At 70.5% G+C, this 18331-nt stretch carries 15 protein-coding genes; 9 read left to right on the top strand and 6 right to left on the bottom strand.

Annotation, left to right across the window (positions count from 1 at the left end; translation table 11 throughout):
* The first annotated feature begins 74 nt into the window (after positions 1-74).
* The 7 genes from FHY02_RS05475 (at position 75) to FHY02_RS05445 (ending at position 8834) form a co-directional block, all read left to right on the top strand.
* Entirely contained in the window at positions 75-437 is a 363-nt protein-coding gene (locus FHY02_RS05475; RefSeq protein ID WP_183920836.1) for a lysozyme inhibitor LprI family protein, read from the top strand.
* Positions 434-1432 carry a biotin synthase BioB gene (bioB, locus tag FHY02_RS05470; RefSeq protein ID WP_183920835.1) on the top strand — a complete coding sequence of 333 codons (999 nt, stop codon included), beginning with the start codon at positions 434-436 and terminating at the stop codon, positions 1430-1432. The genes FHY02_RS05475 and bioB overlap by 4 nt, the downstream gene beginning before the upstream one ends.
* Positions 1433-1529: 97 nt before the next feature.
* On the top strand, positions 1530-3680 hold the full coding sequence (locus FHY02_RS05465; RefSeq protein ID WP_183920834.1) for an acetyl/propionyl/methylcrotonyl-CoA carboxylase subunit alpha: 2151 nt from the start codon (positions 1530-1532) through the stop codon (positions 3678-3680).
* Positions 3681-3990: 310 nt separating this feature from the next.
* Positions 3991-5508, top strand: a complete 1518-nt coding sequence (locus tag FHY02_RS05460; protein ID WP_183920833.1) for an efflux transporter outer membrane subunit — start codon at positions 3991-3993, stop codon at positions 5506-5508.
* Positions 5508-6902 (top strand): efflux RND transporter periplasmic adaptor subunit, encoded by a 1395-nt coding sequence (locus FHY02_RS05455; RefSeq protein WP_183920832.1) that lies wholly within the window; start codon positions 5508-5510, stop codon positions 6900-6902. The genes FHY02_RS05460 and FHY02_RS05455 overlap by 1 nt, the downstream gene beginning before the upstream one ends.
* Positions 6892-7626 (top strand): ABC transporter ATP-binding protein, encoded by a 735-nt coding sequence (locus tag FHY02_RS05450; RefSeq protein WP_183920831.1) that lies wholly within the window; start codon positions 6892-6894, stop codon positions 7624-7626. The genes FHY02_RS05455 and FHY02_RS05450 overlap by 11 nt, the downstream gene beginning before the upstream one ends.
* Positions 7626-8834 (top strand): ABC transporter permease, encoded by a 1209-nt coding sequence (locus tag FHY02_RS05445; protein ID WP_183920830.1) that lies wholly within the window; start codon positions 7626-7628, stop codon positions 8832-8834. The genes FHY02_RS05450 and FHY02_RS05445 overlap by 1 nt, the downstream gene beginning before the upstream one ends.
* Before the next feature lie 215 nt (positions 8835-9049).
* On the opposite strand, the gene FHY02_RS05440 is transcribed toward FHY02_RS05445, so the two are convergent.
* The 6 genes from FHY02_RS05440 to FHY02_RS05415 form a co-directional block, all read right to left on the bottom strand.
* Positions 9050-9736: a nucleotidyltransferase family protein gene (locus FHY02_RS05440; RefSeq protein WP_183920829.1), complete on the bottom strand. Its 687-nt coding sequence runs from the start codon at positions 9734-9736 to the stop codon at positions 9050-9052.
* A complete protein-coding gene (locus FHY02_RS05435) occupies positions 9723-10646 on the bottom strand; it encodes an XdhC family protein (RefSeq protein ID WP_183920828.1) in 924 nt (307 codons plus the stop codon). Before FHY02_RS05435 ends, FHY02_RS05440 begins: the two co-directional genes overlap by 14 nt.
* Positions 10647-10849: 203 nt before the next feature.
* Complete coding sequence (locus tag FHY02_RS05430; RefSeq protein WP_183920827.1) at positions 10850-13054, bottom strand: xanthine dehydrogenase family protein molybdopterin-binding subunit; 2205 nt, start codon at positions 13052-13054, stop codon at positions 10850-10852.
* Between the two features lie 165 nt (positions 13055-13219).
* Positions 13220-15463 carry a xanthine dehydrogenase family protein molybdopterin-binding subunit gene (locus FHY02_RS05425; protein ID WP_183920826.1) on the bottom strand — a complete coding sequence of 748 codons (2244 nt, stop codon included), beginning with the start codon at positions 15461-15463 and terminating at the stop codon, positions 13220-13222.
* Positions 15460-16425: a xanthine dehydrogenase family protein subunit M gene (locus FHY02_RS05420; RefSeq protein ID WP_183920825.1), complete on the bottom strand. Its 966-nt coding sequence runs from the start codon at positions 16423-16425 to the stop codon at positions 15460-15462. The genes FHY02_RS05425 and FHY02_RS05420 overlap by 4 nt, the downstream gene beginning before the upstream one ends.
* Positions 16422-16931 (bottom strand): 2Fe-2S iron-sulfur cluster-binding protein, encoded by a 510-nt coding sequence (locus FHY02_RS05415; protein ID WP_183920824.1) that lies wholly within the window; start codon positions 16929-16931, stop codon positions 16422-16424. Before FHY02_RS05415 ends, FHY02_RS05420 begins: the two co-directional genes overlap by 4 nt.
* A 67-nt stretch (positions 16932-16998) precedes the next feature.
* Here FHY02_RS05415 and FHY02_RS05410 point away from each other — a divergent pair, with 67 nt between their 5' ends.
* Together FHY02_RS05410 and FHY02_RS05405 are read left to right on the top strand one after the other, a co-directional pair.
* Positions 16999-18042, top strand: a complete 1044-nt coding sequence (locus tag FHY02_RS05410; protein ID WP_183921452.1) for a glycerophosphodiester phosphodiesterase — start codon at positions 16999-17001, stop codon at positions 18040-18042.
* Entirely contained in the window at positions 18042-18320 is a 279-nt protein-coding gene (locus tag FHY02_RS05405) for a hypothetical protein (RefSeq protein ID WP_183920823.1), read from the top strand. Before FHY02_RS05410 ends, FHY02_RS05405 begins: the two co-directional genes overlap by 1 nt.
* Positions 18321-18331: the final 11 nt, after the last annotated feature.

Below are 18331 nucleotides of genomic sequence, written 5' to 3'. Positions count from 1 at the left end.
CGCGCGCCCACCGGCCGTCGCGTCGGCAAGACCGTGGAACCCCGGACATGTCCGGGGTGAAGGGAAGGGCTGTCATGCTCGCCTTCCTCGCGCTCGTCGCCACCCCCGCCGCGGCGCAGACGCAGGCGCAGATGAACCAGCAGGCGGCCGCCGTGTACAAACAGGCCGACGCGCAGATGACGCAGGCGTGGCGCGTGCTCTACGCCGACATGAAAAAGCGCGACGCCGCCGATGGCTCGCGCGGCGGTGGCTTCGGCTATGCCGCGTCGGCGCTCGCCAGCCAGCGCGCCTGGCTCCAGTTTCGCGACAAGCAATGCGTGCTAGAGAGCGGCGAATTCGCCGGCGGCTCGCTCCAGCCGATGGCGCAGGCGCAATGTCTGGCGAAGGTGACCCGCGCGCGGACGCAGCAGTTGAAGGGAATACGGTGGACGAAATGACGGGCGCGGTACGCAACGACTGGACGCGCGACGAGATCGCGTCGCTGTTCGACCTGCCGTTCGACGAGCTGATGTGGCGGGCGCAGACCGTCCACCGTGCGCATCACGCGCCGGGGCAGGTGCAGCTTTCCACGCTGCTGTCGATCAAGACCGGCGGCTGCCCGGAGGATTGCGGCTATTGCTCGCAGTCGGTCAGCGCGGAGAGCGGCGTGAAGGCGACCAAGCTGATGGACGTGCGCGCGGTGCTGCAGGCGGCGGCGCAGGCGAAGGACAATGGCTCGACCCGCTTCTGCATGGGCGCGGCGTGGCGCAATCCCAAGGACCGCGACATGGACGCGATCGTCGCGATGGTCGAGGGTGTTCGCGGCATGGGCATGGAGACGTGCATGACGCTCGGCATGCTTGAGCCGCACCAGGCCGATCGGCTCGCGGCGGCGGGGCTCGACTATTACAACCACAATATCGACACCTCGCCCGAGCGCTACGGCGAGGTGATCACGACGCGGACCTTCCAGGAGCGGCTCGACACGCTCGACGCGGTGCGCTCGGCGGGGATCAACGTCTGCTGCGGCGGCATCGTCGGCATGGGCGAGACGCGCGACGATCGCGTCGGCTTCGTTCACGCGCTGGCGACGCTGCCGGAGCATCCCGGCAGCGTGCCGGTCAACGCGCTGGTGCCGGTGAAGGGCACGGTGCTCGGCGATATGCTGGCGGACACGCCGCTCGCCAGGATCGACGAGATCGAGTTCGTCCGCACCGTTGCGGTGGCGCGGATCACGATGCCGGCGAGCATGGTGCGCCTGTCGGCCGGACGCGAGAGCATGTCCGACTCGACCCAGGCGCTGTGCTTCATGGCAGGCGCCAACTCGATCTTCACCGGCGACAAGCTTCTGACCGCGGGTAACGCGGGCGACGACAAGGACGCCGCCCTGTTCGCCAAGCTCGGCGTGACGCCGATGCCGGCCGAGTGTCGATTGGCCGAAGCGGCGGAGTGAGACACCGGGCGCGCGACGATGGTCGCCGCGCCTGTCATTGTACGCGCCCGCGGCGTCGGTCCTCGGCCAGCGCCGCGAGAGAAGCGAGGAGAGGTCGTTGTTCAACAAGATCCTGGTCGCGAACCGCGGCGAGATCGCGTGTCGCGTGTTCCGCACCGCGAAGCGAATGGGGATGAAGACCGTCGCCGTCTATTCCGACGCGGACGCGCGCGCGCCGCACGTGCTGATGGCGGACGAGGCGGTGCGGCTCGGACCCGCACCGGCCAGCGAGAGCTATCTCCAGGCCGAGCTGATCCTGCTCGCCGCGCGCGAGACCGGCGCGGACTGCATCCATCCCGGCTATGGCTTCCTCTCCGAGCGCGAGAGCTTCGCGCGCGCCTGTGCCGAGGCGGGGATCACCTTCGTGGGTCCGCCGCCGCACGCGATCGCGGCGATGGGCGACAAGATCGAGTCGAAGAAACTCGCCAAGCAGGCGGGCGTCAACGTCGTCCCCGGCTATCTCGGCGAGATCGCGGACACCGAGGAGGCGGTGCGGATCGCGGGCGAGATCGGCTATCCCGTGATGATGAAGGCCTCGGCCGGCGGCGGCGGCAAGGGCATGCGGCTAGCCTGGAGCGAGCAGGACGTACGCGAGGGCTTCGAGGCCACCAAGCGCGAGGGCCTCGCGTCCTTCGGCGACGACCGCGTCTTCATTGAGAAGTTCATCGAGAGTCCGCGCCACATCGAGATCCAGGTGCTCGGCGACCAGCACGGCAACATCGTCTACCTCAACGAGCGCGAATGTTCGGTGCAGCGCCGTCACCAGAAGGTGGTCGAGGAGGCGCCGTCACCGTTCGTCACACCCAAGATGCGCGCCGCGATGGGCGAGCAGGCGGTCGCGCTGGCGCGGGCGGTCGGCTATCACTCGGCCGGGACGGTGGAGCTGATCGTCTCCGGCGCCGACACGACCGGCGAGAGCTTCTACTTCCTCGAGATGAACACCCGGCTCCAGGTGGAGCATCCGGTGACCGAGGAGATCACCGGGCTCGATCTGGTCGAGCAGATGATCCGCGTCGCGGCCGGCGAGCCGCTGGCGTTCGGGCAGAGCGACGTCGGGATCAACGGCTGGTCGATCGAGAACCGTGTCTACGCCGAGGACCCGTACCGCGGCTTCCTGCCGAGCATCGGGCGGCTGGTGCGCTACAATCCGCCGGCGGCGAGCGAGGCCGCGACGGCGTCGTCCCCCGCCTCTCCTTCGTCATCCCCGCGCAGGCGGGGATCCATACGCGCCGACACCGATGGAGTCGCCGACGCTGCGTTTCTGGATCCCCGCCTGCGCGGTGATGACAGAGAGGGTGCAGGGCAAGCCCAACCACAAACCGACCAAGCCATCGTCCGCGTCGACGACGGCGTCGCCGAGGGTGGCGAGGTCAGCATGTTCTACGATCCGATGATCGCCAAGCTGATCACCTGGGCGCCGACGCGCGACGCGGCGATCGACGCGCAGGTCGCCGCACTGGACGCGTTCGAGATCGAGGGGCCGGGTACCAACATCGACTTCCTCTCGGCGCTGATGCAGCACCCGCGCTTCCGCGAGGGCCGGCTGACCACCGGCTTCATAGCGGAGGAATATCCCGACGGCTTCCACGGCGCCCCGGCCTCCGCCGAGCTGCTGCGCGATCTCGCCGCGATCGCCGCCTTCGCCGCGACCGCGCAGGCGGATCGCTCGCGGCGGATCGAGGGCCAGCTCGGCCACCGCCTCCAGCCACCGGCCGACTGGGTGGTGCGGATCGGCGGTGTCGATCATGCCGTCCATGTCTCGCCCGACGCGATCAGCGTCGACGGCGCGCCGCTCGAGATCGGCATCGAATATACGCCCGGCGATCGCCTGATCGAGGCGGAGCTGGCGGGCGAGGCGCGCTTGTCTGTCCGGATCGCGCCGACGCGCACCGGCTTCCGGCTGACGACACGCGGTGCCAGCCATGTCGCGCGCGTGCTGGCCGGCCGTTTCGCGCCCTATGCGCGGCATCTCCTCGAGAAGGTGCCCCCCGATCTGTCCAAGTTCCTGATCGCGCCGATGCCCGGCCTTCTCGTCCGGCTCGACGTCGCGGCGGGCGACAAGGTCGAGGCGGGCCAGCCGCTGGCGGTGGTCGAGGCGATGAAGATGGAGAACATCCTACGCGCCGAGAAGAGCGCCGTGGTGAAGACGGTGAACGCAGCGGCGGGCGACAGCCTTGCGGTGGACCAGGTCATCCTCGAGCTGGAGTGAGGGGACGCGGGCAGCGGTCAGCGCGCCACCTTCGCGCAAGGTGCCGCCGCCTCGTCCCACCCCGTCATCCTGAACTCGTTTCTGAATTCACGTCGCCGCACAGTAAAGGGTTGCGGCGCTCGCGGGCCCATGGATCCTGAAACGAGTTCAGGATGGCGGCCTTTTCGACCGCCGTGCCTCATCACGGCGAGATTGGTCACTGTCACCATGCCGCCTGCCGTTACGGCTCCCCGCCAACACCGACCCGCCACGACATCTTGCGACATATTAACGCTGGACGCGCCGAGCGGGCGTGTTCATGCATCGCAGCATGAGGCGTGCGACCCTTGCGACGACCCTGCTCGCGCTGGCGGGCTGCACCGTCGGCCCCGATTATCAGCCGCGGTCGGCGTCCGAGCTCGGCGTGCCGGTCGCCTATTCCGTTCCTGCGCCGCCGACGCGCGAGGACCTCACGCGCTGGTGGCGGCGGTTCGATGACCCCGTCCTCGGCGAGCTGGTCGACCAGGCCGCGACCGCCAACCTCGACGTCGCGCAGGCGATCGCGCGGCTGCGTCAGGCGCGCGAGTCGCTGGTGCAGAGCCGCGCCGACCTGCTGCCCTCGCTCAGCGGCAATACCGGCTACAGCCGCTCCGAGACGCTGCGCGGCGGCGGCCAGACGATCACACTTCCCGACGGCACCGTGCAGAATGTCGGCGGCGGCGGCGCGGACAATTACTCGGTCGGGCTGAGCGCCTCCTATCAGCTCGGCCTGTTCGGCGAGGTGCGCCGCACCGTCGAGGCGAGCCGCGCGCAATATCAGGCATCGGGCTTCGACTATGCGACCACCCTGCTCTCGGTGCAGCAGGAAGTCGCACGCAATTACGTGCTCGCGCGGCTTTATCAGGCGCAGCTCGCCAACGCCCGCGCCAGCCTCGCGCTGCAGGACGACAATCTCGAGATCGCGGGCTTCCGCGTCCAGGCCGGCCTCGTCTCGTCGCTTGACCAGGAGCAGGCGCGCCAGCAGCGCGCGCAGACCGCGGCGACGATCCCGTCGCTTGAGCAGCAGTACAACGCCGCGGTGTCGCGCATCGGCGTGCTCACCGCACAGGCGCCGGGCGCGCTCAAGCCGCGGCTGGCGGCGGCGCGGCCGATCCCGGTCGGCGCGGCGCCGTCGGGCATCGGCATCCCCGCCGACGTGCTGCGCCAGCGCCCCGACGTGCGCGCGGCCGAGCGCACGCTCGCCGCGGCCACCGCGCAGATCGGCGTCGCCAAGGCCGCGCTGTACCCCAATCTTGCGATCACCGGGAACATCAACACCCGCGCGGCGGCCGTCGGCAGCCTGCTCGACACCGTCACCGGGGGGCTGTTCGCGGGCATCACCCAGGCGATCTTCAACGGCGGTCGCCTCAACAGCCAGGTGCGCGGGCAGGAGGCCGCGGCCGATGCCGCGCTCGCGGCCTATAAGTCGACCGTTCTGACCGCGCTGGAGGACGTCGAGAATGCCGCGGTGGCGCTCGACACCGCGCGGCGGCGCGAGGAGCAGCTGACCATCGCCTACGAGGCAGCGAACAACGCCGCGATCCTGTCGCGCAGCCAGTATCGCACCGGCCTGACCGACTTTACCACCCTCAGCCAGCAGGAGGCGACGCTGCTCAGCACGCGCAACAGCGCGGCTCAGGCGCAGGCCGACGCGGCGACCGCGCTGGTGCAGCTGTTCGGCGCGCTCGGCGGCGGGTGGGACTCGGCCGTGGTGCCCGAGGCGCCGCCGCGCGCCGCCGCGGCGCCGACGCTCGCTCAACCCGCCCCGACGCCCGCCCCCACCACCACGCCCAGCGACGGACAGCCCTGATGCCCGAGACACAGCTCGACGACTTCCTGGGCGTCCAGCCGCAGCCGGCGTGGCGGCGCTGGGCCAAGTGGGTACTGGTGCTCGCCGGCCTCGTCGTGGTGCTGCTGCTGCTGTCGCGCTGCGTCTTCGGCGGCACCGAGCCGGTGCGCTACGCCACCGCGACCGCCAAGCGGGGTGACCTCACCGTCACCGTCTCCGCCACGGGCAAGCTCGCGCCGACCAACCAGGTGACGGTCGGCTCGCAGCTCTCCGGCCTCGTCACCAGGGTCGTGGTCGATGTCAACGACCGCGTCAGCGCGGGCCAGCCGCTCGCGCTGATCGATCCCGAGCAGATCGACGATCAGATCCGCGCCGGCCAGGCGCAGCTCGCCGCCAACGAGGCGCAGGTGGCGCAGGCACGCGCCACGGTGGCGGAGTCGCAGGCGCAGCTCGCCCGACTCAACGAGGTCTTCAAGCTATCCAAAGGCCGCGTGCCGTCGCGCACCGAGTTGCAGACCGGCCAGGCCGACGCGCAGCGCGCCACCGCGGCGCTGCGCGTCGCCGAGGCCAACGTCGCGGCCGCGCGCGCGACCCTGTCGCAGTCGCAGACGCAGCGCGCGCGCGCGATCATCCGCTCGCCCGTCAACGGCGTGGTGCTGGCGCGCCAGGTCGATCCCGGCCAGACCGTCGCCGCCTCGTTCAACACGCCGACGCTGTTCGTGATCGCGGAGGACCTCTCCAAGATGAAGCTGGAGGTGGCCATCGACGAAGCCGATGTCGGCGAGGTGCAGGTCGGGCAGAAGGCCAATTTCACGGTCGATGCCTTCCCCGGCCGCAGCTTTCCGGCGACGATCACGCGCGTCGACCTCGGCTCGAACCTGACGGTGAGCAGCGCCACGGCTTCGTCCTCCTCGTCGACCAGCTCGACGTCGAGCACGAGCGGGCAAGTGGTGTCGTATGCCGCGGATCTGACGGTGGCGAACCCGACGCTCCAGCTGCGCCCGGGCATGACCGCCACCGCCGACATCGTCACCGCCGACAAGCGCAACGTGCTGCTCGTCCCCAACGCCGCCTTCCGCTTCAAGCCCAGCGCGCAGGGCGGCGGGCGCGGCGGCATCACCGGCACGATCCTGATGGGGCCGCCGCGCCGCGCACGCGGCGAGCGCAGCGCGACCGTGGGCCGCGGCGCGTCGCAGACCGTCTACGTCAAGGGTGACGACGGCACGCCGCAGCCGATCCAGGTCACCACCGGCGACACCGACGGCACGCAGACCGAGGTGCTGTCAGGTGGTCTGAAGCCGGGCATGGAGGTGATCACCGGTCAGCTCGCCGCGGGCACCGACCAGGCCGGCGCCGCCAGCGCGAGCGGCCGCGGGCGCCGCAGCGGGGGAGGGGGCGCGGCGGGTGGCCAGTGACTCGCCCCTGATCAGCCTGCGCGGCGTCACCAAGGTCTATGGCGAGGGTGCGACGCAGTTCCAGGCGCTCAAGGGCGTCGACCTCGACATCGCCGCGGGCGATTTCGTCGCGGTGATGGGCCCGTCGGGCTCGGGCAAGTCGACGACGATGAACATCCTCGGCTGCCTCGACGTGCCGAGCGGGGGCACCTTCCTGTTCCAGGGGCATCACGTCGAGACGCTCGACCGCGATCAGCGCGCGCTGCTGCGGCGCCGGCATCTCGGCTTCGTGTTCCAGGGCTTCAACCTGCTCAGCCGAACGACCGCGCTGGAGAATGTCGAGCTGCCCTTGCTCTACCGCGGCGACGAGAAGCGCGCGCGGCGCCAGGCGGCGATGGCGGCGCTGGAGAAGGTCGGGCTCGACCAATGGTGGGACCATACCCCGGCCGAGCTCTCCGGCGGCCAGCAGCAGCGGGTGGCGATCGCGCGCGCGATCGTGACCGCGCCCGACGTGCTGCTCGCCGACGAGCCGACCGGGAACCTCGACTCGGAGCGCTCGATCGAGATCATGGAGCTGCTCACCGGGCTCAACCGCGACAGCAACATCACCGTGCTGATGGTGACGCACGAGCCCGACATGGCCGCCTTCGCGCGCACCGTAATCCACTTCAAGGACGGCCTGGTTGAGCGGATCGAGGCGCAGCACCGCCCCGGCGAGATGCCCGCAGCGATGGAGGCGCGCTGATGCTGGGCACCACCTTCCTGCTCGCGCTGCGCTCGATCCGGCGTCATATCTTGCGCTCGTTCCTGACGATCCTCGGCATCGTCATCGGCGTCGGCGCGGTCGTCACCATGGTCACGCTCGGCAAGGCGACCACCGCCGCGGTGCAGTCGCAGATCGCGGCGCTCGGCACCAACATCCTCCAGATCCGGCCCGGCCAGGGCTTCGGCCGCGGCGGCGGGGGGCCGCGCCCGCCCGACTTCAAGCCCGAGGACGTCACCGCGATCGCGGGGCAGATCGCGGGCGTCACCGCGGTGGCGCCGCAGGCGCAGGCGAGCGCCACCGCGATCTACGAGGGCGCCAACTGGTCGACCACGATCAACGGCACCACCGCCGCCTATTTCCAGGTCCAGCCCTGGCCGCTGGTGAGCGGCCGGCAGTGGACGCCGCAGGAGGAGCAGGCGGGCAAGGCAGTCTGCATCATCGGCAACACCGTGCGCCAGAACCTCTTCCGCGGCGGCGAGGCGGTGGGCGAGCGCTTTCGGCTCGGCGACGTCAGCTGCGACGTGATCGGCGTGCTGTCGACCAAGGGGCAGGCCGGGTTCGGCGGCGATCAGGACGACATCGTCATCATGCCGATCAAGACGGTGCAGCGCCGCTTCACCGGCAACCGCGACGTGCGGCTGATGCTCGTCGGGGTCGACCAGGCCTATGCCACCAGCACCGTCCAGGCGTCGATCACCCAGCTGCTGCGCGAGCGCCGCACCATCACCGACGGGCGCGAGGATGATTTCAACATCTTCGACACCAAGCAGATCAGCGACACGCTGACCGGCACCACCACCGCGCTGACCCGGATCGTCGCCGCGGTGGCGGCGATCAGCCTCGTCGTCGGCGGGATCGGCATCATGAACATCATGCTGGTGTCGGTGACCGAGCGCACGCGCGAGATCGGCATCCGGCTCGCGATCGGCGCGGTGGCGCGCGAGGTGCTGTTGCAGTTCCTGGTCGAGGCGGTGGCGCTGTCGTGCCTCGGCGGGCTGATCGGGCTGGTGCTGGCGCAGGCGGTGATCGCCGGGCTGACGCCGCTGCTCCAGGTGCCGTGGACGTTCGATCCGCGGATCAACCTGGTGGCGTTCGCGATCTCGGCGGTGATCGGCGTGGTGTTCGGCTATTTCCCGGCGCGGCGCGCGGCGGCGCTCAACCCGATCGACGCGCTGCGGCACGAATAGGGCGGGCGGCACGAGTAAGGGCGGAGCATCATCTCCCGCGAACCACCTCGTTTTCGCGGGACCTTCGCAAAACCTTCTCGTCATCCCGGACTTGTTCCGGGATCCACCGTCCCGCGAATGCATGGCGCGTAGCTTTTGCGGTGAAGTAAATTCCGCAACAAGTCCGGCATGACGAAGGAGTTCGCAGAGTCTGCCTCAAGGGGAGGGGTAACCCGTCACTCCCTTAGTTCCGCCTTCAGCTCGGCGCGCAAGGCCGCCAGCGCTTCCGCGTCACCGCCGCGCAGAAGGTGCGAGTCCGGCCGCGACAGTGCCTCGGGCGCGTGGACCAGCTCGCGCAGCGCCTCGAGCTCCTCCGGCGTGTCGACGTCGATCAGCTCGGCACCGTTGGTGACGACATGGCGACCCGACTGGATCAGGTCGCGCGCGCCCTGGTCGCCGCTGATCGCGAGCAGCTCGTCGAAGCGCGCGCGGCCGAACAGCGCGGGCGGTTTGGGCGAGCGGCCGTCGCTCGACGCGACCACTGCCTGCTCGTCCATCTCGCTGGCGTCGAATAGCCGGTAGATGTGCGCGGCGGTGACACGCGGCATGTCGGCGAGCGCGATCAGCACGGCCTTGGCGTCATGTGCCCGCGCGCAATCTACCCCGATCCGCACCGAGGACGCCATGTCGCGCTCCGGATCGTCGTTGTGCGTGACGAAGAAGCCGAACTGCGCGAAGTCGATCTTGCACCCGTCCACCACCGCGACGCGCTGGCGGAACGGCATGTCCTCCAGCGCCACCGCGACGTGCAGCCCGAGCGGGCGCGCGAGGAACGGCTGGTCGAGCTTGCTGCCGATGTCGCCGAACCGCTCGGAGCGGCCGGCGGCGAGGAGCACGAGGACGGTATCCTCAACGGCGATCATTGAAGGCTCCCACCATCGCCGCCGCGATCGACAGCGCGATCTCGGACGGGCCGATCGCGCCGATGTCGATCCCGACGGGACCGTCGATCCGGTCGAGTTGATCGGCATCAACGCCCGAGGCGCCGAGCCGCTCCCGCCGCGCCGCGTGGCTGCGTCGGCTGCCGAGCGCGCCGACATAACCGGTCTCGGCGGCAAGCGCGGCGATCAGCGCGGGATCGTCGATCTTGGTGTCGTGGCTGAGCGTCACCACCGCGGTGGACGGGCCAGGCTTCCACGCTTCCACTGCCTCGTCGGGCCAGCGATCGTCGAGCGTGACGCCGGGGAAGCGCTCCGCGGTGAGGAACCGCCCGCGCGGATCGATCACCACCGTCTCGATGCCGAGCGCCTGGGTCAGCGCGGCGAGGCTCTGCGCGATCTGCACCGCGCCGACGATCAGCAGCCGCCGCGGCGGATCGTAGCGGTTGGCGAAGATCTCGCCCGTCTCTAGCGGGCGCAGGTCGGAGTGGCCGGTGGCGAGATCGGTGGTGACGGTGAGCGAGCGACCGTCGGTGCGCGCCTCCGCGATGCGCTCGAACAATTCAGGGTCGAAGCCCTCCGCCGACACCGGCTGCACCATGACGCTGATCTCGCCGCCGCAGGGTAGCCCGACCTCCCAGGCGCTGTCATCGGCAACGCCATAGCGCTTGAGCTGGAACGGCGCGCCCGCGATCACCTGCGCCGCGGTGTCGAGGATGTCTCCCTCGACGCAGCCGCCCGAGACCGAACCCTCGAACCGCCCGTCGGCGTGGACCAGCATGTGGCTGCCGCGCGGCCGCGGCGCCGAGCCCCAGGTCGATACCACCGTGGCGAGTGCCAGGGGTGAACCCTTCCAGTTCTGCGCGGCGGCGAGGACGGTGTCGTTGTCGGCCATGGGTGATCATTCCTGTTGTTCAGCAGCGGTGGAGCCATGCTTCGAGATGAGGCTTCGACGAGCTCAGCCTCTCCTCAGCACGACCAGCTGCGCGCCATCGTTCGTGTTGAGGACGCACTGAGCTCGTCGAAGCGCGGTCTCGAAGCACCTCCGCTCAAGCAGCGATGCTTCTTCGCGCCGCCCACACGCCATACATCTTTTGCTCACACCGGCGGCAGTGCGGCGAGCAGCGTGTCGAGCGTCGCGGGGACGTCGCGCACGCGCACGCCGGTGGCGTTGTGGATCGCGTTGATCACCGCCGCGCCCGCGCCCGAGATGCCGAGCTCGCCGACCGCCTTGGCGCCGGTCTGGTTGGCGGCGTCGTCGATCTCCTCGACGAAATGGCACTCGATCCGCGGCACGTCCGCGCTCACCGCGACGTGATACTCGCCGAAGTCGGGGTTCACGAAGCGACCCGAGCGCGGGTCAACCACCGCAGCCTCGCCGAGCGCGTAGCTGATCCCCCATATCATGCCGCCGACCAGCTGGTTGGTCGCGGTGGCGCGGTTGAGCACGCGGCCAACGTCGAACACGCCCACCATCCGCCGCACGCGCACCTCGCCGGTGACCGCATCGACCGCCACCTCGGCGAAATGCGCGCCGTGGCTCGCCTGGCTGGTGCGCTGGGCCTGCTGCCCCGGCGTGCTGCGCCCGCGCGCGACGATCGGCGCATCGCGCACGAGATCGGCGAGCGGCACGGTGCGCGCGCCGGCACTCACCATGCCATCGCGCAGCACCAGCTCCTCGGGCGCGGCGTTCATCCGGCGCGCCAGCTCGGCGAGCACCTCCTCACACGCCAGCGCCGCGGCGGAGGTGGCGCTGCCCGCGCCGAATGAGCCGCCCGAGCCCGCGGTGGGTGGCAAATCGGTGTCGCCGAGCCGCACCGTCACCGCGGCGGGGGCGAGGCCGAGGATCTCGCCGACGGTCTGCGCCAGGATCGTATAGGTGCCGGTACCGATGTCGGTCATGTCGCACGACACGGTCGCGGCGCCGCCCGCGCCGAGCCGTACTTCCGCCTCGGCCGACACGGTGAAATTGCCGCGCAGCGCGGTCGCCATGCCGATGCCGATCAGCCACTCGCCGTCGCGCGTGGTGCCGGGGTCGGGCACGCGTTCAGGCCAGCCGAAGCGCCGCGCGCCCTCGGCGTAGCAGTCGAGCAGCCGGCGGGTGGAGAAGGGGCGCGACGTCGTCGGATCATAGGCCGGCTCGTTGCGGCGGCGCAGTTCGATCGGATCGAGCCCGAGCTCCTCGGCGAGCTCGTCCATCGCGCACTCGGTGGCGAACGTGCCGATCGCCTCGCCGGGCGCGCGTACCGCGCCGGTCGGCGGCAGGTTCACGCGGACGAGATCGGTCGTCATCCGCCGCGCCGCGCCGGCGTAGAGCGGGATCGTCCCGAACGGCACCGGCTCGACGAAGCCCGCATCGTCGTTCTGCTGCGCCACGCTCTCGTGCGCGATCGCGCTGATATGCCCTTCGCGATCGCAGGCGATGCGGACGCGCTGCGTCGTCGGGCTGCGATGATGCACCAGATAGGCGGTGTCGCGCCGCGGCAGCACCACCTTGACCGGGCGGCGCAACCGCTCGGCGGCGATGGCGGCGAGGATCACCTCGGGGCCGACGCCGGTCTTGCCGCCGAAGCCGCCGCCCACATAGGGCGCGAGCACGCGCACCTTGTCGGGCGCCATGCCGAGCGCGGTGGCGATGGTATTCCGCGCGGCGCCGACGATCTGGTTGCTTGAGCGGACGGTGAGCACGTCGCCCTCCCACCAGATCGTCGAGGCGTGCGGCTCAAGCGCGGCGGGGAAGTGGGCAGGCGTGGTGTAGGTGCGGTCGAACACGACGTCTGCGTCGCGCAGCGCGGCGTCGAGGTCGCCGGTGTCGACCGGGGCGAGGAAGGCAGACTTGGGCCGGCGCTCGATCGGCAGGTCGGCGGCGTCGTAGCGCCCCGACGATACTTCGGCCTCGACGCGGACCAGCGCCGCCGCCTCACGCGCGATCGCCTGCGTCGCGGCGATGACCACCGCGACCGGCTGACCGTAGTGGAAGACGCGGTCGGTGCCCTGGTGCGGCATCGCACGCGAGTTGGCGCCACCCGCTGGCAGGCGTGGGTCATCGTCGATCACCGCGAGCACGCCGGGCAGCGCGCGAGCCGCCGCGGCGTCGATGCCGGCGACACGGCCGGCGCCGACGGGCGCGCCGACGACCGCGGCATACACGACACCCTCCGGGGCGCGCTCATAGGCGTAGGTGGCCGCGCCGGTGACCTTGAGCGGCCCCTCGATGCGGGGCACGGCAGCGCCGAGCACACCCTGCACCGCGCGCGTCAGCCCGCCCGGCCGCTCCGCCGTGTCGATCGCCTGTTCGATCATCCCGCCTGTCCGAATTGTCCCGCTTCATCCTTAGTATCGGATCCACCGCCGCGGAAGCGTGCTCCGGCGGACGCCGGAGCCCAGGGTCGCGGGCGCCGTGCTCGTCGCTCTGGGCTCCTGCGTTCGCAGGAGCACGCCCGCACCTCGGACATGGTGGGTCTGATCCTAGTCCGGCAGGCCGGGCAGCAGCTTGTCGAGCGTGATCGGATAATCGCGCACGCGCACGCCGGTGGCGTTGTAGATCGCGTTGGCGATCGCCGCGCCCGCGCCCGAGATGCCGAGCTCGCCGATGCCCTTGGCGTGGATCGGGTTGGCGTGGTGGTCGCGCCCGTCGAGGAACTCGACCTCCAGCTGCGGGATGTCGGCGTTGACCGGCACGTGATACTCGGCGAGGTCGCGGTTCACCACCTTGCCGTTGCGGCGGTCGTGGACCAGCTCCTCGCTGAGCGCCGCGCCGATCCCGAAGGTCATGCCGCCGAGGCACTGCGAGCGCGCGGTCTTGCGATTGAGGATGCGGCCTGCCTCGAACACGCCGAGCATCCGCACGACGCGCACCTCGCCGGTCACCGCGTTCACCTTCACCTCGGCGAAGTGCGCGCCGTAGCTCGCCTGGCGGACCGCTTTCTCCTGGTGCCCGGGCTGGATCGTGCCGACGACCTTCATGCCGTCGCCGACCAGCTCGGTGATCTCCACCGCGCGGTTCTCGGCGATGGCGCGGCCGTCCTTCAGCGTCAGCTCGTCGGCGTCGACGCCCATCGCCTTGGCGAGCTTCTCGCGCAGCGCCTCGCAGGCGACATAGACCGACGAGCCCGACGAGCCCGCGCCCCAGGAGCCGCCCGAGCCCGCCGCGGGCGGTGCCTCGCCGTCGCCGAGATGGACGATCACGCGGTCGAGCGGCAGGCCGAGCGTCTCGGCGGCGATCTGCGCCAGGATCGTGTAGGTGCCGGTGCCGATGTCGGTCATGTCGGTCGACACGATCGCGCGGCCGTCCGCGGTCAGCTCGACCGAGGCGGACGACTTCTGCAGCATGTTCGAGCGCACCGCGGCGGCCACGCCCATGCCGTGGAGCCACTCGCCGCGGCGGTCGTCCGCGGTCTTCTTGCGCGCCGACCAGCCGAACGCCTCGGCACCGCGGTCGAGGCACGGTACCAGCTGGCGGCTGGAGAAGGGCACCTTCTTCTCGGGATCCTGCTCGGGCTCATTCCGCCGGCGCAGCTCAATCGGGTCGATCCCGATCACCTCGGCCAGCTCGTCCATTGCCGCTTCCAGCGCGAGCATGCCGACCGCCTCGCCGGGCGCGCGCATCGAGCCGGAGAGCAGCCAGTTGAGCCGCACCAATTTGTGGTCGGTCAGCCGGTTCTCCGCGGCATAAGCGAAGTGCGTGCCGATTGCGGCGGGCTCGAAATAATCCTCGCCGGGGAGGTTGCTCGCCAGCGTCTCGTGCGCGATCGCGGCGAGCTTGCCGTCATGGTCAGCGGCGAGGCGGATGCGCTGCTCGGTGTTCGAGCGACGCACAGTCGCGTCAAACACCTGCTGGCGCGCCATCGCCACCTTCACGGGCCGGTCGAGCCGCTTGGCCGCGATCGCGGCGGCGACGCTCTCCGGCGCGATGCCGAGCTTGGAGCCGAAGCCGCCGCCGACGTAGCGCGAGATGATCCGCACCTGATCGTTCTTCACGCCGAGCGCCTGGGCGAGCTGCATCTGGTCAGACGCGACCATCTGGTACGAGCCGTGCAGCATCAGCTTGCCGTCCTTCCACTCGGCGATCGAGGCGTGCGGCTCCATCGCGGCGGAGTTCTGGCTCGGCGTGGTGTAGGTCTGGTCGACGGTGTAGGCGGCGGACGCCATCGCCGCGTCGACGTCGCCCTGGCTCGACTTCGCCGGGATCTGGTCGGCGGGGGGCCGATCGGCCTCATCGCGATGCTCCTCGAAGACGAAGGCACCTTCCGCCGGCTCGTAGTCGACCTTGACCCGCGCCGCGGCGTCGCGCGCCGCCTCGAACGTCTCGGCGACGACGATCGCGACGATCTCGCCGTGATAGTCGACCTTCTCCACCCCCTGAGTCGGCGCCTTCTTCTCGCCGCCCTGCTGCGGGTTGCGGATGAAGCTGGGATAATCGGTGATGACGTCAATCACCCCCGGCAGCGCCTTGGCCTCGGCCGCGACGACGTCGGTGATCGTGCCCGAGCCGAAGGGCGCGCGCACCAGCACGCCGTAGCTGAGCCGCTCGGCTGGGTACTCCGCCGCATAGGTGGCGCGGCCGGATACCTTGAGCGGCCCCTCGATGCGGTCGATCGGCTGGCCGATCACGCCCTGCGCGCCGCGGTCGAGCAGGCTGTCGGGGAGGGGCTTGTCCATGCGGAGCGAGCGATGCTCGTCGCGGCCCAGGACGGTGTCGAGCAGGGTCATTGCGTGAGATCCCGGAGCGTGGCGATGAGGACGCGCCGCGCGAGCGGCAGCTTGAAGTCGTTGCTACCGAAGCCTTTGGCGCCGTCGAGCAGCGCGTCGGCGGCGGCCTCGAAGGCGGCGGTACCGGGCGCCTGACCGACCAGCGCGGCCTCGACCGCGGGGTTGCGCCACGGCATGTGTGCGAGGCCACCGAAAGCGAGCGCGGCGGACGCGATCCGGCCGTCCTCGACCGCGATCACCGCGGCGACCGAGACGAGCGCGAAGGCGTAGGAGGCGCGGTCGCGCACCTTGCGGTAGGTCTGCCCGCCCTGCGGCGGGGCGGGCAGCTCGACATGGGTGATCAGCTCGCCCGGCTCGAGCACGTTCTCGATATGCGGCGTGTCACCGGGCAGGCGATAGAAGTCGGCGATCGGGATGCGGCGCTTGTCGCCGTCGCCGCGCTGGGTGACGATCACCGCGTCAAGCGCGCGCATCGCCACCGGCATGTCGCCGGGGTGGGTGGCGATACACTGGTCGCTGGTGCCGAGGATGGCGTGGATGCGGTTGAAGCCGCCGATCGCCTCGCAGCCGCTACCGGGCTCGCGCTTGTTGCAGCCGGCGGCGGTGTCGTAGAAATAATAGCAGCGCGTGCGCTGGAGCAGGTTGCCGCCAGTGGTCGCCTTGTTGCGTAGCTGGCCGCTCGCGCCCGCCAGCAGCGCGCGGCTGAGCACCTCGTACTTCTCGATCACGCGCGGGTCGGCGGCGAGGTCGCTGTTGGGTACGAGCGCGCCAATGGTGAGCCCGCCGTCCTCGCGCTCCTCGATCTGGTCGAGGTCGAGGCGGCTGATGTCGACCAGCTTCTCGGGAGTCTCGACCTGGAGCTTCATCAGGTCGAGCAAATTGGTGCCGCCCGCGATGAAGCGGCCGCCCGCCTGCACCGCCTCGGCGACGCTGCCCGCGCGGGCATAGTCGAACGTCTTCATGCCGTCACCTCGCGCTGCTCGGCGGCGACCTCGCGAATCGCCTCGACGATGTTGGGATAGGCGGCGCAGCGGCAGATATTGCCGCTCATCCGCTCGCTGATCTCGCTCTCGTCGAAGGTGACGTCACTCAGGTCGGCCGAGGCGTGGCTGGGCCAGCCCTTCTTCACCTCGTCGAGCATGCCGACAGCGGAGCAGATCTGTCCCGGCGTGCAATAGCCGCACTGATAGCCGTCGTGCTTCACGAAGGCGGCCTGGAGCGGGTGGAGGTTCTCGACCGTGCCGAGACCCTCGATCGTCATGATCTCGTCATCCTGGTGCATCACGGCGAGCGTGAGGCAGGCGTTGATGCGGCGACCGTTCACCAACATGGTGCAGGCGCCGCACTGACCGTGGTCGCAGCCTTTCTTGCTGCCGGTGAGCCCGAGATGCTCACGGCACAGGTCGAGCAGCGAGGTGCGGACATCGACCTCGGCCTCGTAGGATTTTCCATTGATGGTGAAGTGCATGGACCGGCCCCTGACTAACATGTGCGAAACGTCGCGGCCGCTTCGGGGGTCCGTGCGAACGACTCTCATGGGGCTGGTGCTATTGCTGGCGCCTCATGCGGCGCTGGCGCAGAAGGCGGGCATGGTTCCTCCCGCCGCCCGCCCGCTCATCATCGCGCACCGCGGCGCCAGCGGCGAGCGCCCCGAGCACACCATCGCGAGCTACACACGCGCGATCGAGCAGGGCGCCGACGTGATCGAGCCCGACCTGGTGCCCACCAAGGACGACGTGCTGGTCGCCCGCCACGAGAATGAGATCTCGGAGACCACCGACGTCGCGCAGCATCCCGAGTTCGCCGACCGCCGCACCACCAAGACGATCGACGGTCAGTCGCTGACGGGCTGGTTCGTCGAAGATTTCACCTTGGCCGAGCTCAAGACGCTGCGCGCGAGGGAGCGGCTGCCGCAGCTGCGCCCCGCCAACACGGCGTGGGACGGGAAGGAAGCTATCCCGACCCTCGCAGAGGTGATCGCGCTGGCGCAGCAGCATCATGTCGGCATCTACCCCGAGACCAAGCACCCGACCTATTTCCGTTCGATCGGCCACCCGACCGACGCGCTGCTGGTCGCGCAGCTGCGCGCCGCCGGCTGGGACTCGCGCGCGGCACCGGTGTTCATCCAGTCGTTCGAGGTGGACAATCTCAAGCGGCTGGCGACCATGACCAAGATCCGGCTGATCCAGCTCGTCGCCGCGAAGGGCGCTCCCGCCGACGGCGCCGCGCCGAGCTACGCGGCGATGGTGACGCCCGAGGGGCTGCGCGCGGTGGCGCGCTACGCCTACGGCCTCGGGCCGGAGAAGGCGATGCTGTGGTCGGGCGCGACCGCGACGCCGCTGGTGCACGACTCGCACGCGGCGGGGCTCAGGGTGCATCCCTGGACCTATCGCGCCGAGAACGTCTTCCTCGACCCGCGCTTCCGCCGCGGCGACCAGCCCGCCGCGCACGGCGACCAGCCCGCCGCGCACGGCGACCTCCTCGGCGAGATCCGCGCCGCGCTGGGGCAGGGGATCGACGGGTTTTTCACCGATTTTCCTGCTATCGGGGCAGAGGCACGGGGGTGGGAGTCGAAGTGATGCGTGGGTTTGTGGTGATGATGGCGGCGGTGCCGTTGCTGGCGACCGGCGGGTGCGTGCGGACGGCGTGGAACGTCGCGACGCTGCCGGTAAAGGCGGTCGGCAAGGGCGCCGACGTGATGACGACCAGCCCCAAGGAGCGCGACGAGAAATACGTCCGACAGCAGCGCAAGCAGGCCGAGCGCGACGAGAAGGAGCGGCGCGAGCGCGAGAAGGCGTGCCGCAAGCACCCGGACCGGTGTGAGGCGGCGCCCGGGTATGCGGGGGCGGTGCGCTGAGCTGTTTGGCC

The organism is Sphingomonas sp. BK069, from assembly GCF_014193405.1.
Lineage (GTDB): Bacteria > Pseudomonadota > Alphaproteobacteria > Sphingomonadales > Sphingomonadaceae > Sphingomonas.
This window is presented reverse-complemented; position numbering and strand designations above follow the sequence as displayed.